This window comes from Gordonia sp. (in: high G+C Gram-positive bacteria) (genome assembly GCF_047600385.1).
GTDB lineage: Bacteria > Actinomycetota > Actinomycetes > Mycobacteriales > Mycobacteriaceae > Gordonia.
Genome location: NZ_JASGKZ010000001.1, coordinates 3,528,929 through 3,542,349 on the forward strand (window position 1 = coordinate 3,528,929; position 13,421 = coordinate 3,542,349).

The 13,421-nt window shown below is 67.7% G+C and carries 17 protein-coding genes and 1 pseudogene; 4 read left to right on the forward strand and 14 right to left on the reverse strand.

The window, feature by feature from the left end; genetic code table 11:
- The first annotated feature begins 17 nt into the window (after nt 1-17).
- Nucleotides 18-746: an alpha/beta hydrolase gene (locus QM809_RS15960; RefSeq protein ID WP_415046697.1), complete on the forward strand. Its 729-nt coding sequence runs from the start codon at nt 18-20 to the stop codon at nt 744-746.
- Nucleotides 747-903: 157 nt separating this feature from the next.
- Here the strand turns inward: QM809_RS15960 and QM809_RS15965 are convergent.
- Nucleotides 904-1,050, reverse strand: a pseudogene (locus tag QM809_RS15965) (zinc finger domain-containing protein); the annotation flags it as partial.
- A 59-nt stretch (nt 1,051-1,109) separates the two neighbouring features.
- Nucleotides 1,110-1,544 carry a winged helix-turn-helix transcriptional regulator gene (locus QM809_RS15970; RefSeq protein WP_415046698.1) on the reverse strand — a complete coding sequence of 145 codons (435 nt, stop codon included), beginning with the start codon at nt 1,542-1,544 and terminating at the stop codon, nt 1,110-1,112.
- 53 nt (nt 1,545-1,597) lie between these two features.
- On the opposite strand from QM809_RS15970, the gene QM809_RS15975 reads away from it, so the two are divergent.
- Nucleotides 1,598-2,110 (forward strand): PaaI family thioesterase, encoded by a 513-nt coding sequence (locus tag QM809_RS15975; RefSeq protein WP_415046699.1) that lies wholly within the window; start codon nt 1,598-1,600, stop codon nt 2,108-2,110.
- Nucleotides 2,111-2,146: 36 nt separating this feature from the next.
- Here the strand turns inward: QM809_RS15975 and QM809_RS15980 are convergent, their stop codons facing one another.
- From QM809_RS15980 to QM809_RS15995, 4 genes are read right to left on the reverse strand one after another with little or no spacing between them, the layout of a single operon-like run.
- Nucleotides 2,147-2,527 carry a carboxymuconolactone decarboxylase family protein gene (locus QM809_RS15980; protein ID WP_415046700.1) on the reverse strand — a complete coding sequence of 127 codons (381 nt, stop codon included), beginning with the start codon at nt 2,525-2,527 and terminating at the stop codon, nt 2,147-2,149.
- The gene (locus QM809_RS15985; protein WP_415046701.1) at nt 2,524-3,231 is read right to left on the reverse strand and encodes an MBL fold metallo-hydrolase; all 708 of its coding nucleotides are present in this window, start codon (nt 3,229-3,231) and stop codon (nt 2,524-2,526) included. The genes QM809_RS15980 and QM809_RS15985 overlap by 4 nt, the downstream gene beginning before the upstream one ends.
- The gene (locus QM809_RS15990; RefSeq protein WP_415046702.1) at nt 3,228-3,731 is read right to left on the reverse strand and encodes a fumarylacetoacetate hydrolase family protein; all 504 of its coding nucleotides are present in this window, start codon (nt 3,729-3,731) and stop codon (nt 3,228-3,230) included. Before QM809_RS15990 ends, QM809_RS15985 begins: the two co-directional genes overlap by 4 nt.
- Nucleotides 3,724-5,058: an alpha/beta hydrolase family protein gene (locus QM809_RS15995; protein ID WP_415046703.1), complete on the reverse strand. Its 1,335-nt coding sequence runs from the start codon at nt 5,056-5,058 to the stop codon at nt 3,724-3,726. The genes QM809_RS15990 and QM809_RS15995 overlap by 8 nt, the downstream gene beginning before the upstream one ends.
- A gap of 109 nt (nt 5,059-5,167) precedes the next feature.
- Here QM809_RS15995 and QM809_RS16000 point away from each other — a divergent pair, with 109 nt between their 5' ends.
- Nucleotides 5,168-5,776, forward strand: coding sequence for a TetR/AcrR family transcriptional regulator (locus QM809_RS16000; RefSeq protein ID WP_415046704.1), 609 nt, complete (start codon nt 5,168-5,170; stop codon nt 5,774-5,776).
- Here the strand turns inward: QM809_RS16000 and QM809_RS16005 are convergent.
- The 6 genes from QM809_RS16005 to rsmD all read right to left on the reverse strand — a co-directional run bounded on the left by QM809_RS16005 (nt 5,762) and on the right by rsmD (nt 10,175).
- Nucleotides 5,762-6,733, reverse strand: a complete 972-nt coding sequence (locus QM809_RS16005) for an Fpg/Nei family DNA glycosylase (RefSeq protein ID WP_415046705.1) — start codon at nt 6,731-6,733, stop codon at nt 5,762-5,764. The genes QM809_RS16000 and QM809_RS16005 overlap by 15 nt on opposite strands.
- Complete coding sequence (gene rnc, locus QM809_RS16010; RefSeq protein WP_415046706.1) at nt 6,726-7,451, reverse strand: ribonuclease III; 726 nt, start codon at nt 7,449-7,451, stop codon at nt 6,726-6,728. The genes QM809_RS16005 and rnc overlap by 8 nt, the downstream gene beginning before the upstream one ends.
- Complete coding sequence (locus tag QM809_RS16015) at nt 7,448-8,047, reverse strand: YceD family protein (RefSeq protein ID WP_415046707.1); 600 nt, start codon at nt 8,045-8,047, stop codon at nt 7,448-7,450. Before QM809_RS16015 ends, rnc begins: the two co-directional genes overlap by 4 nt.
- Nucleotides 8,048-8,108: 61 nt before the next feature.
- On the reverse strand, nt 8,109-8,909 hold the full coding sequence (locus QM809_RS16020) for a DivIVA domain-containing protein (RefSeq protein WP_415046708.1): 801 nt from the start codon (nt 8,907-8,909) through the stop codon (nt 8,109-8,111).
- A gap of 156 nt (nt 8,910-9,065) precedes the next feature.
- On the reverse strand, nt 9,066-9,554 hold the full coding sequence (coaD, locus tag QM809_RS16025; RefSeq protein WP_415046709.1) for a pantetheine-phosphate adenylyltransferase: 489 nt from the start codon (nt 9,552-9,554) through the stop codon (nt 9,066-9,068).
- Between the two features lie 75 nt (nt 9,555-9,629).
- Complete coding sequence (gene rsmD / locus QM809_RS16030) at nt 9,630-10,175, reverse strand: 16S rRNA (guanine(966)-N(2))-methyltransferase RsmD (protein WP_415046710.1); 546 nt, start codon at nt 10,173-10,175, stop codon at nt 9,630-9,632.
- A 54-nt stretch (nt 10,176-10,229) separates the two neighbouring features.
- On the opposite strand from rsmD, the gene QM809_RS16035 reads away from it, so the two are divergent.
- Nucleotides 10,230-11,111, forward strand: a complete 882-nt coding sequence (locus QM809_RS16035) for an NAD-dependent protein deacetylase (RefSeq protein ID WP_415046711.1) — start codon at nt 10,230-10,232, stop codon at nt 11,109-11,111.
- 10 nt (nt 11,112-11,121) lie between these two features.
- On the opposite strand, the gene QM809_RS16040 is transcribed toward QM809_RS16035, so the two are convergent.
- Together QM809_RS16040 and QM809_RS16045 are read right to left on the reverse strand one after the other, a co-directional pair.
- Nucleotides 11,122-11,661, reverse strand: coding sequence for a DapH/DapD/GlmU-related protein (locus tag QM809_RS16040; protein ID WP_415046712.1), 540 nt, complete (start codon nt 11,659-11,661; stop codon nt 11,122-11,124).
- 4 nt (nt 11,662-11,665) lie between these two features.
- Nucleotides 11,666-13,390, reverse strand: coding sequence for an acyl-CoA dehydrogenase family protein (locus tag QM809_RS16045; protein ID WP_415046713.1), 1,725 nt, complete (start codon nt 13,388-13,390; stop codon nt 11,666-11,668).
- Between the last annotated feature and the right edge of the window lie 31 nt (nt 13,391-13,421).

Consider the following 13,421-nt stretch of genomic DNA (forward strand, 5'->3'; position numbering starts at 1 on the left):
CTGCGAAAGACCTCACCATGCATCTCCTCTCCCGGCGCCGGATCGACGGCGCCGTCGAACAGCACTTCACCCTGAACTCGATTCCGGGCATCCTGTGGACCCCGCCGGAGTCCGCCGACCCCACGCCGCTGGTCCTGCTCGGCCACCCCGGCGGCCTCGACGCCCTGTATCCGCGGCTGGTGCAGCGGGCACTGTCCACCGTGGCCCTCGGAGCGTCCTGCGCCACCCTGGAACTGCCCGGAGCCGGTGACCGTCCTCCCCTGCCCGGGGCCGCGGACGCCCGCGCCGACCTGCGCGCCGCACTCTCGGCGGGCGACCCCGTCCCGGACGACGTCGTCGACCGGCTGGTCCTGCCCCTGGTCGACCAGGCGGTACCCGAATGGCAGGCCGCCCTCGATGCACTGCTCGATCTGCCCGGGATCACCGGCCCCGCCGCGTATTCGGGCGGATTCCTCGCCATCGGCGTCCGATTGGCGGTGGCCGAACCGAGGATCCGGGCGGCGGGACTGTTCGCCGGAAGCGTGATCCCGCGTCGGACGTTCGACGAGGCGCGTGACGTCACCGTCCCGATCCACATGCTTCTCCAGTGGGACGACGAGTTCAACGACCGCCGGGCCGCCCTGGACCTGTTCGATGCCTTCGGTTCCCGGGAGAAGACGCTCCAGGCGAATCTGGGCGGGCACACCGGCGTGCCGTCGTACGCCGGTGAGGACGCGGCGAGATTCTTCGCCCGTCACCTCCGCTGACCGAAGGCCGGTCGTGGCACCCGCCCGCGGATGCCACGACCGGCATTGCGAGTCCGTCTCCGGCTCTACGCCGGCGGAACGACCTTCGCGAACGTGGGTACTCTGGGGACGCTGCCCGGCCGACGCGTCGATGACGCGGTCGCTGTCGCCGTGCCTTGCGCGGTCGTGGAGGCACCTGACACCGCGGGCAGAAGAACGAGCTCCGGTTCATGAACTGCTCCCGCACCATCGGGGTGCCGCAACGTCGGCACTCCCGGCCCTCACGCCCGTACGCGTTCAGCGCCCGTTCGAAGTAGCCGGACTTGTCGCCGAACATTGATATGGGCGTGCGGATCGACAGCGATCCTCGACAACGGTCGGGGTCTATCGGTTTTGCAGTACTGCCAGCTCACGACCGGTATCGGTCAGCACGTGCCCGCACTCGCACCGCAGGGCAGCCCGGACCTGCGCGCCGCAGTTGGCGTGGATAACGGTGAGTGGCGGCCCAGCCGGCCCGGCAAGGTGCTTGTCGCCCCATTGCATGAGGGCGGTCAGGACCGGCTGCAGTTCGCGGCCGGCCGGGGTGAGCTGGTACTCGTGCCGCGTTCGCGAACCGGGCTCGCGGTACTCCACCTTCTCCAAGACGCCCGCCTCGGTGAGGCTGCGCAACCGCGCGCCGAGAATGGCTCGCGATGCACCAGTATTCTCGCGGATCGCGTCGAACCGCCGCACCCCTAGCGCGACCTCTCGAAGAACGAGCAGGGACCACTGCTCGCCGACCACCGACAGCGCCGCTGCAACTGAGCATTCTCGTGCCATACGCACATGGTATCTGAGTTCAGATTCCGAATCCAGCATGTTAGCCTTCATCCATGACCAAAACCCCAGAAGGACTCGATGCAACGCGGACCAAGACCGTTTCTTGGGCCGATCCGAAGGCGACGGCCACGCTCGGTCGAGACGTCTCCGGCCTGGAGTTCTTGACGCGGTGGACGCGGGGCGAACAGGCCAACCCGCCGATCGGTGAACTGATCGGCTTCCGTTTGACGTCCGTCGAGGAGGGCGCCGTCGAATTCACCTGTGTGCCGGACGAATCGGTCTACAACCCGATCGGGATGGTGCACGGTGGACTGGCCTGCACGTTGCTCGACTCCGCTGCCGGATGCGCCGTTCACTCGACCCTGCCCGCCGGTGTCGGCTACAGCTCCATCGAGATCAAGGTCAGCTTCATGCGACCGATCCACGCAGATACCGGTCCGATCGTCGCCCGCGGCTGGGTCACCAAGCCTGGCAAGCGAGTCTGTTTCGCTGACGCCGAGCTCCGCGACGCCGACGGCAAACTGCTCGCCACCGCGAGCAGCTCCTGCCTCGTCACTCCGGTGTGAGCTTGGCCGCCGGACGGGGACAGGAACCCGCGGAAGTCAGTCGGTCTCGCCAAAGACTTGCTGCACCACACGTATCGCGGACAGCGCGGCGGGCGCACCGCAGTACCCGGCGGTCTGGATGATCGCCTCGACGATCTCGTCGCGGGTGAGTCCGTTGGTAAGCGCTCCGCGGACGTGACCGGCCAACTCTTCGTGAGCGCGTAAGGCGGCGAGCATGCCGAGGTTGAGTAGGCTTCGGTCGCGGCGACTGAGACCCGGACGGTTCCAGACCTCTTCCCACACGTGTTCGGTGATGAACCGCTGCAACTCCTCAGATTCTGTGCCCGCGGTTCGACTGAGGGCGCGGTCGACGAATTCGTCGCCCATCACCTGACGTCGAGTCGCCATTCCGCGAGCATATGCAGTGTCGTCGTTCATGCAGACTCCTGATCGACTTGGATCGACGGACCGTGGCCGGGAACGATCGTGCGAGCAGGCTGGTTCTCGAGGAGTTTCGCGCTGTCGAGGGTTTGGGCTTCGTCGTGATTGAACACCGCCGGCAAGATCTGCGGCCCCGAACGGCAGCTCAGGGGATGTCCGGTGACGAGGGCATCACCTGTGAACAGGACGCCCTCGTCCGGCAGGAGGTACGCGGTGTGGCCGGTGGTGTGCCCGGGCGTCGGTATCGGTGTCAGTCCGGCCGGTAGGACGACGTCATCCGCGCTGAGGACGAACGGGATCTTGATGTTCATGTGCCCGCGGACGGCCATCAACGTTTGAGCGACCCATCGCCGGCCTCGGGCGGTGGTTAGTTGTCGGAGCATCTCCTTCGGCGTGATCTGCTGCAGGTACTCGCGCCGGGCGTGCGGCACTTCGGCGCCGCCGGTGTACACCGGCATCCCGATCTTCTCGACGAGAGTGGGGATCGCTCCGATGTGGTCGAGATGGGCGTGGGTAACGAGGACCGCGGAGACTTCGTCGAGCGTATGTCCGACCTCGCGCACCGACTTCAGAACGTCGTCGGTGTCGCCGGGGTATCCAGCGTCGACGAGCGTCACACCGGAGCCGCTGCCGACCAGCGCCCAATTGACATTGGTTCCGGCCACCACGTGCACAGAGTCGGACACCTGGTTGATCTTCATGCTTCGCCTCCGATGAGATGTTCGATGACCCCGACGCCGTCGATTTCCAGGCGCAGCGTCTGCCCCGGGGCGAGCCAGCGGCCAAGCTCCATCCCGGATCCACCGGGCAACGTCCCTGTCGAGAAGAGCTCCCCGGGGAAGAGTTGCTCTCCCTGCAAGCAGTGCGCGATCGCTTCGCCGAGCGAGTAACGCATGCCCTGGGTTCCGGTCTCCGAGACGACCTCGCCGTCGATGGTGACGGTCGCAGTCAGGCGATCGAGACCTTCGATCACGTCGGGTCCGATGATTGCGGTCGACGACATCGACGTGGCGAAGTGTTTTGACCGCTGCGGGCCACCGTCGGGCATGCTCGCGTAGCGCTCCAGCTCGAATTCGGGTCGGAACAGTGACTGCCAGTCGAGCTGCTCGATTGCCTGCCAGGCCTCGCCGGTGCGGATCTGCGCGCGATGCTCTGCCCGGCACGGTTCAGCACTCGCCGTACTGCCCGTCTGGTCACGCACGCACCGCACGGTTCTCGTCGGCGGTGAGCAGACGATCGCGAAGGAAGTCCTGCGCCAATCGCATCCATTCCTCTGCGTGCCCCATGGCGCAGTGGTCGTCATCTGCATACAGCACGAGTTGGCCGTAGGGCGCCCCGGTAGCGAGGTCGATCGAGTCCTGGGTGCTGACGAGCGTGTCGTCAGCACCGTTGATCACGAGCAGCGGAATCTGAATCCGCGAGTAGTAGTCGCCGATCGACATCGCCATGAGCTTCAACATCGTGCCCGCCATGGTCTTTGCACCGACGGCGTTCTGGAGCGTCGAAACCATGATCTCCGGCAAGCCGACCGACGCTAGTGGCCCGAAGGTTCGGTTCGTCGGCGCGCCATTCGCGACGGCGGCCTTCATTCGTGCGTCCACTGCCGCCATCCGGGTGGCCCAGTAGGCTCCGAAGCTGAGGCCGAGAATCCCGATGCGTTCGCCGTCGACGCGAGGTTCCTCGGACAGGAAGTCGATGACCTTCGTATAGACGTGTTCGGCGGCGGGCGACAGAGATCCGCGGTAGGAGTAGGTGCCCGGCATCTCCATGACGAACACAGCCAAACCTTCGGACCGGTACTTCAGCAGCGGTAGAGACACTTCGGCGAGCGTGCCTTCGAGGCCGTTGGTCACGAGGACGACCGGAGGCTTCGTCACGCCGTCCGGGATCATCAGGTAGCCGCGTGCTCGGTCGCCCTCGCCGAGCGGGATGTCTACCCGCTCGATCGTGACCCCCATCGCGGGCGCCAAGGCCAACTGCACGACTTCTCCGAGTTTGTGCGACCGCTCGTACGCGCGAAGTCGAAGCGGACTCCAGCCCGGCCATGCGGCGACGAATTCGTAGACCATCGCTTTGATCAGTCCGTCGAGCGCGATCGCCGCGTCCGCGTGTGCAGGATTCTCCGCACAGAAGCGGTCGACAGCAGTCGGATCGGCCACGATCCCGCGTTCGGCCAGGATCTCGCACGCGGGAGCAAGGAGTTCGCCCAGTGCACGCAGATCGACTTCGTGGTCTTCGAGGAGCTCACTCGTGCTGGGGCCGCCCAGTGCGTTGAGGGCAGCGTCTGCGGTCGCCAGATGCCGATCGGCAAAGGCCTCCCAGTAGCGGGTCCACTGGTCGTCTTCGAATGATCGGCAACCCTCGAGCTGTTCGCGGAACTCGTCGTACGCGATGCCGCCGAGATGCGTGAACCGGTCCGCGGAAAGTTGCGGCAGGAACTGCACAGGCCCGAACTTGCGCGTGGCCCTTTCCGTCGTGTGAGTGAGCGCGCAAGCGGTCACCATGAGTCGTCGGGCGAGATCAGACATGGACATTTCGTGGTTCTCCAAGCGGTGGATATTGCGGAATAATCTGCTTTTAGGGAGCGTATCGACACTCCTTCACAAAAGCAATGGTTTCTGCATTAACATCGTGGATATGACCCACGCTGAGACGACACAGCGCCCCGGGGGGCGTTCCGCCCGTGTGCGCGAGGCCGTCCATCAGGCGGTGCTGGAGGTGGTGATCGACGAAGGTGTGGACAAGGTCGGCATTCCAGAGATCAGCCGACGCGCCGGCGTCCGCAATAGTTCGGTCTATCGACGCTGGGGAACCCGAGAGAACCTACTGGTCGACGCCCTTCTCACTGCTAGTGAACGCACGCTCCCGGTGCCCGACACCGGATCCCTCCACGGGGACCTGAGCACGTTCGCAAGCAACCTGATCGCGTACTTGGACACCCCGCTGGGTGACGGTCTCGCCCGAACACTCGCGTCGATCTCGGACTCAGAGGAGACCCGCTCGGCACGGGAGGCGTTCTGGGCCGGCCGACTCCAGGCGGTCCTACCGATGATCACACGAGCGATCGAACGCGGCGAGCTGCCTCCCGACACCGATGGGCGCACCCTTATCGAACTGGTCATCGCGCCGATCCACTTCCGACATCTGCTCACCCGGGAACACCTAGACCACGCGTTCGCTAGCAGTCTCGCGGCCGCAGCAGTTCAGGCAGTCCGAACCGTGCCCTCGGTCTCACCGCCGGGGTGAACGACGGGGCGGACGTTGACACGACGGGCAGAAGAACGAGCTCCGGTTCATGAACGCTTCCCGCACGATCGGCGTCCCGCACCTGTCACAGGGCAGTCCCTCCCGACCGTATGAATGCAGCTCCCTGCTGAAGTACCCCGACTCGCCGTTGACGTTCACGTACAGGTCGTCGAACGACGTCCCGCCGACCTTGATCGCCTCGCGCATCACCTCGCGGGCCGCGAACAGCGTCTCGTGCAGCTTGATCCTGGTCAACGCCTTGGTACGACGACGACCGTGCACCTCCGCGCGCCAGAGCGCCTCGTCGGCGTAGATGTTGCCGATCCCGGCGACGACCGTCTGATCCAGCAGGGCCCGCTTGATCTCGGTGTCCTTCCGGCGCAGGAGGTCCACGACAGCGTCCGGATCGTAGGCGTCCTCGAACGGATCCGGTGCGATGTGGGCGACGGATTCGGGGAGCCGGCGCACCGCCTGGGAGGGTGACGCCATCGCCCCTTCGACACGGGCCCCTTCGTCGCCCGGCTCAGGGATCGGCCGGGGTGCGCGTTTTCCGGGGAGACCTGGGCCGACGTCGACGAACTCGTCCAGGTGCCAACCGCCGAAGGTGCGCTGGTCGACGAAGCGCAGCTCGTTTCCGTCGTCGAGCAGCGCCCTGATCCGCAGGTGTGTCGGGTCCGGCGCGCCCCGCTCGGCCATCAGCATCTGCCCGCTCATCCCCAGGTGCACGACGATCGCGACCTCGTCGGCGTCGTCCGCCGCGGTGAGCCACAGGTATTTCCCGCGCCGGTCGACGCTGCGGATCTGTTTGCCGCGCAGCCGACCCCGCAGGTCGTCCGGACCGAGCACGTGGCGGCGCGTCGCCCGCGGGTGCAGCGGCTCGACGTCGTCGAACCGTCGACCGACCAGGTGCGCGGCCAGACCCGTCCGGATGGTCTCGACCTCGGGCAGCTCAGGCACTGGTGACTGTGCCCGCGCCCTCGGACTCGGCCTTGAGCGCCTTCCAGGCGAGGGCCGCGGCCTTCTGCTCGGCCTCCTTCTTGGTGCGTCCCACACCGGAGCCGCGGGCCTTGCCCGCCACCATCGCCTCGGCGGTGAACTCCTTGTTGTGGTCCGGGCCGGTCGAGGTGATCTGGTAGCTGGGCACCCCGAGGTTGCGGGCGGCGGTAAGCTCCTGCAGTGAGGTCTTCCAGTCCAGCCCGGCGCCGAGTTCGCCGGAACGGGCGATGGCGGGCTCGAACAGCCGCAGGATCACCTGTTTGGCGGTCTCGATCCCGTGGTCCAGGAACACCGCGCCGAGCAGCGATTCGAGGCCGTCGGCCAGGATGCTCGCCTTGTCGCGACCGCCGGTCAGCTCTTCGCCGCGACCGAGCCGCAGGTGGGCGCCGAGTCCGCCGGGGCCGAGTTCGCGGGCGATGTCGGCCAGCGCGTTCATGTTGACCACGCTGGCGCGGATCTTGGCGAGCTCTCCCTCCGGACGGTCGGGGAAACCGAGGTAGAGGCGTTCGGTCACCACCACGCCCAGCACGGCGTCACCGAGGAACTCCAGGCGCTCGTTGGTGGGCAGGCCGCCGTTCTCGTACGCGTACGAACGGTGGGTCAGGGCCAGGGTCAGCAGATCCTCGCGGACCGAGACGCCGAGGGCTCCGAGCAGATCGGCCGGATCGGACTTGCTCACGCCTGCGCCCCCTCTCCGTTCGCCGCGTTCCCTTCCGGTTCCGTCGACGCCTCTCCCGACTCGGTGAACCGGGCCAGCCCGGCCCACCGCGGATCGATGCTCTCGTGGCCGTGATCGGGTTCGGCGTCGGCCAGCCGCACACCGCACTCGGTGCACAGACCTTCGCACTCGTCGTCGCACACCGGCGACAGCGGCAGCTCGGTGCCGACCGCGTCGATGATCACCTGCTCCAGGTCCACCGCGTCGTCGACCAGCCGGAAGACGTCCTCCTCGTCGGTGGTCTGCTCGGTCTCGCTGTCCGGGTAGGCGAACAGTTCGGTGAGGAACAGGTCGACGTCGCCGAGGACCGGTTCCAGGCAGCGGCCGCACTGCCCTTCGGTGGCGGCCCGGACGGTACCGGTCACCAGGACGCCCTCGGAGACCGATTCGAGACGGAGGTCGACGTCGATCCCGCCGCCGGCGGGGATGCCGATCATCTCGGCACCGATCCGCGCGGGCGCACTGATGTTCCGCTGCACCTCGACCATCGAACCCGGCCGCTTGGGCAGACTGCGGACGTCGATCACATACGGACTGGCAGACGAATGAGCGCTCACCCCGAGGATTTTACCCGCCCGGGATGAGCGCTCGATCCGGTGTCGGATCACCTGCCGCAGATCAGCCCGCCATCGATGCGGCCGCCGGATGATTGTGGACGTTGCCGCCGTGATCGGCGTCGTGCGTGTGCTCGACGTAGTCGTGCATGGCGGCGCCGGTCCGCAGCTGCTGACGACCCCGGTTCACCGAACGCAGGGTGTTGGTGAGCACGTCCTCGAAGCTCGCGAGCTTCTCGTCGACGTACACGTCGCACTCGCCGCGCAGCCGGTCCGACTCCGCGTAGGCCGCGTCGACGATCCGCTCGGCCTCCGACTTGGCCGCGGCCACCACCTCGGTGGACGAGACCAGTCGCTGCTGCTCGGCGATGCCGTCGGCGACGGACTTCTCGTAGTTGGCGTTGCCCGCATCGATCACGCGCGTGGCCTCGGCGTGAGCCCTGCCGGTGACCGCGTCGTACTCGCGCTGCGCGCTGCTCTGCAGACGCTGCGCCTCCTCGGCGGCGTTCTGGCTGATGGTCTTGGCGTGCGCGGTGGCCTCCTCGACCATCCGCTCGGCCCGCGACTCGGCCTCGGCCAGCATGCGGTCGGCCTCGGCCCGCGCCTGGGAGACCATCGCCTCCGAGTCGCGTTCGGCGGTGGAGACCATGGTGTCGGCGCTCTCGCGGGCGGTGATGAGGAGCGTGTCGCGCTCGTCGAGCACGTCCTGGGCGTCGTCGACCTCCTGCGGCAGCGCATCGCGCAGGTCGTCGAGCAGTTCGCGCACGGCCTCGCGGGGCACGACGCAGTTCGCCGACATCGGGACGCCTCGGGCCTCCTCGACGATGGCCATCAGTTCTTCGAGGGCTTCGAAGCAGCGGTACATGGTTACCCCTTGTCCGGCTCAGTACCGATGACTGGCCTGGTCGATAATTCTGAGACCATTGTGCCCAAAGTTATCGATGTGACTAGGGAGATGTTCGGCGTGTCGCAGAATCTCTCAAGTCGAACTTGAGGTCGGGGTCGTCACACCCGCATCCGTTCAGACCCGACGCACACCGTCGATCCGGTCCATGAGCGCGGCGTGAATCTCCGGCGACAGGTACGGCGACGCCTCCCCGCCGAGCTTGGCCACCTCCTTGACCAGCGAACTCGACACGTGCGCGTACTTCGGATCGGTGAGCATGAACAGCGTCTCCGCCCCCGACAGCTCACGGTTCATCTGCGCCATCGGCGACTCGTAGGCGAAGTCGGTCTCCGAACGCAGACCCTTGACGATGGTCGTCGCCTCCTCGTCGCGGACCAGGTCGACCAGCAGGCCGCTCCAGCTGCGGACCTCGACGTTCGGCAGATCGGCGCAGTCCTGCTCGATCAGCGCGATGCGCTCGGCGATGCCGAACATCCCCTGCTTGTTGGGATTGACGACGACGGCGACGATCACCCGATCGAACCGCTCGGCGGTCTTGGCCACGATGAACCGATGGCCGAGGGTGAACGGGTCGTAGGAGCCGGGGCACACAGCGGTACTCATGGTCACCGAGCCTACCGATCGACCGTGTTCACGACGATGCCGATCGGCCCCCGTCGTTCGGCGGATTCCGCCCGATCAGTTCGCGGCGAGGGTGACGACGGTGTCGCCGTAGACCTTGCTCGCGACCGGTTCCAGACCGTCCGGCCACGCCGGTTCGTCGCTCCGTGTCGCCCGTTCGAGCACCACCCAGGCATCTTCGCGGAGGTGACCGGGCAGCGCCGCGAGCGCGGCGGCCACCTCGTCTGCGCTCATCGCGTACGGCGGATCGAGGAAGACCAGGTCGAAGCGCTCACCGGGCGCGTCGAGGAACGATGCGACGGTCCGGTTGACCACGCGCGCCCTCCCCTGCGCGCCGCAGACCGCGATGTTCTCGCGGGTCACCGCGGCCGCTCGGCGATCGGCTTCGACGAGCACCGCGCTCGACGCTCCGCGCGACAGCAACTCCAAGGCCAGCGCGCCGGTCCCGGCGTACAGGTCGAGCACCCGCGCCCCGGACAGATCCGTCCGGGAGCCGAGCATGGAGGCGATGGCCTCGCGGACGCGATCGGAGGTGGGACGGGTCGAGTCGGCGGGCGCGGTCAGGCGGCGGCCGCGGAACTCGCCGGCGATGATTCGAGGCATGGTGCCTCCAGTCTAAAACGTGTCCCTCGGCCGGGCTGTGCCACCATGGGCGTCATGCGTACCGCCGCGTCCTGGACACCGGCCGAGCCCACCGAGGCCGACCCGGATCCCGCCGCCCGCGCCGCCGCGCTCGCGGCCTTCCTCGCCGGACGACGCACCCTGGCGCTGACCGGGGCCGGACTCTCCACGCCGTCGGGGATCCCCGACTACCGCAGCCCCGGCGCACCGGCCCGCACCCCGATGACCATCCAGATGTTCCTCGGTTCCGCCGACTTCCGGCGGCACTACTGGGCACGCAACCACCTGGGCTGGCGCCACATGGACGCCGCAGAGCCGAACGACGCCCACCGTGCGCTGGCCCGGCTCGAGGCCGCCGGGCACGTGAGCGGCGTCCTCACCCAGAACGTCGACATGCTGCACCTCAAGGCCGGTTCGCGCCGTGTCCTCGACCTGCACGGCTCGTACGGCCGGGTCATCTGCCTCGACTGCGGGCACCGGCTCTCCCGGCACGTCCTCGACGCCGCGCTGGAGGCCGCCAACCCCGATTTCCGGGAACGGGTGTCCGGGCGCGGCGCCATCGAGGTGGCCCCCGACGCCGACGCCGTCCTGGAGGACACGGCGTCCTTCGTCACCGTCGGCTGCCCGGCGTGCGGCGGCATCCTCAAACCCGACATCGTCTACTTCGGCGAGACCGTGCCGAAACCGGCCGTCGCCCGAGCGTACGCGATGGTCGACGACGCCGACGCGCTCCTCGTCGTCGGCAGCTCGCTCACCGTGATGAGCGGGCTGCGCTTCGTCCGGCACGCCGCGAAACACGGCAGACCGGTCGCGATCCTCAACCGCGGCACGACGCGCGGCGACGACGTCGCCGACCTCAAGATCGACCGCCGCTGCGAGGAGATCCTCCCCGCCGTCGTCGATCTGCTGGTCCCCTGATCGCCGCCGCTCACCACCCGCGGACGACGCCGGCCTTCGGCCCGGCCACCAGCGTCTGCGGTGGAACGTCGTCGGCCACCACCGCCCCGGCGGCCACCACGGAGTCCTTCCCGACGGTGACGCCGGGCAGGATCGTCGCCCCCGCCCCGACCCACACGTTCTCCTCGAGGACGATGGGCGCCCCTGTCAGATACAGCTTGCGGTCGGCGGGATCGACGGGATGACCACCGGTGACGAAGGTCGCCTTCGGCCCGATCATCACCCGGTGGCCGAGGGTGATGCCCGCGCCGTCGAGAAAGGTGCAGTTCTGATTGACGAACACCCGCCCGCCGAACTCGATGTTCCGTCCGTCGTCGGTGAAGAACGGCGGGTAGATCGTCACCTCGTCCGGCAGCGGGCGGCCGAGGATCTGCGCGAACAGCTCGGCCTTGCCGTCCTCGTCGTCGAACGGGAGCACGTTGAGCCGCGACGTGAGCGCGGTGACCTCCACGACCCGCTCGTGCATCGCCCGGAACTCCGGGCCGCCGATCCGGATCGTCTTCGGGATCATCCGGTCAGTTCGGCATCACGTAGGCGCCGTCGAGCGCCTTCACCTGCTGCCACACCCGATCGAACACCGCCGGATCGGCCGTCGGACGACGCACCGCGCCGAGCGCCCACTCCTGCTGCGCCGCCGTCGCCGACGCCTTGCCGTACAGGTCCACCGCATACCCGGAGAAGTCCCGGATCTGGAAGTCGAAGATCCGGTCCAGGACGTCGTCGTCGAGACCGATGAGCGCGGCCTGCTCCAGGATCAGCTGCCCGTAGACGATCAGCGTGAACAGGTGCCCGATGGTGAGCACGAAGTCGAGGTCCTTCTGCTGCTCCGCACTCGGCGGCGCGGTGACCAGGAGCGTCTTCAGCGCGGTGGCCTGCTCGTAGAACACCGCCACGTTGGGCACGTCGCGCTTGGCCTCGTAGGGCGCGGTCCAGTCGGCGAACTGCACCTTCCCGGCGCCGCCGACCGGCCCCTGCGCGAAGAAGAACGCATCGTCGGCCGCGTCGAGACGACGGCCGATCTCCGGGTACTCGGCGGGGTTGAACAGGTAGTTCGGCATGAACTTGAGGATCTGCGCGACGTTGACGTGCACGGTCCCCTCCAGCCGCGGAAGCCAGCCGATGAAGCGGTTGGCCTGGTGGAAGTAGGTGTTCTTCTCGTAACCCTTGGCCGCCACGACGTCGAGCAGCAGGGTCATCACCGTCTCGCCCTCGGAGGTGACCTTCGACTTGGTGACCGGGTTGAACAGCAGGTAGCGGCGGTCGTCGCGGCTCGCGCTGCGGAAGTAGTCCACCGCGCGATCGCTGAACAGCTTCATCGCGGCCAGCCGGGCGTAGGCGTCGACGAAGTTGCCCTGCACGTGCGAGAAGTCGGTGACCGGGTTCCCGTAGAGGATCCGGTTGTTGGAGTGCGTGATCGCCTCGTACAGCGAGTGCTCGCACATCCCGATCGACCCGTGGCACAGGTTGAACTTGCCGACGTTGACGGTGTTGAGCGCGGCGGCGAAGGCCTCCGGGCCGGTGTGCAGGATGTCGTCGGCGCCCACCGGGTACTCGTCGAGTTCGAAGGTGGAGACGTACATCTGCCCGTGCACCACGTTGTCGACGAGCCGGTACGCCGGATGCCGGCTGTCGGCGGCGAAGAAGACGTAGCCCTCGGGTCCTTCGACGTCGGCGCGGCGGCCGAACACCGACACCGTGCCCGCGACGTTCCCGTTGCCGATGTAGTACTTGGTGCCCGAGGCGGTGAACCCGCCGGTGCCGGCCGGATCCGGCGTCAGGATCATGTCGGTGCTGTAGACGTCGGCGCCGTGCGCGCGCTCGGAGAGACCGAAGGCCATCACCTCGCCGTCGACCAGCTGCCGGGCGACCTTCGTCTTGGCCGACTCGTTGCCCGACATCCAGACCGGGCCGAGCCCGAGGATCGTCACCTGCTCGGCGTACCAGTAGGCGAGACCGAAGAAGCCGAAGATCTCGCTGAGGGCCACGTTGCGGGCGGCATCCCAGCGACGGTTCTCGTCGCCGTCGGCGTAGGCCGCCGGGGTCAGGAACGTCGCGAACAGCTTCTCGCGCTTCTGGAACTCGAGGAAGTCGGCGACCCACTCCGCGCTCAGGTCCGCCTGCAGCAGGCGATCCTTGCCGTACGACTCGAAGAAGTCGATCGTCGCGCGCAGCAGCCTGCGGGTCTCGGGATCGAACTGCGAGTAGTCGGCGGTGGCGGGATTCAACAGGAGTCCGGTCATGCCGACCAGCCTAGCCTTTGTTACCGGCGGG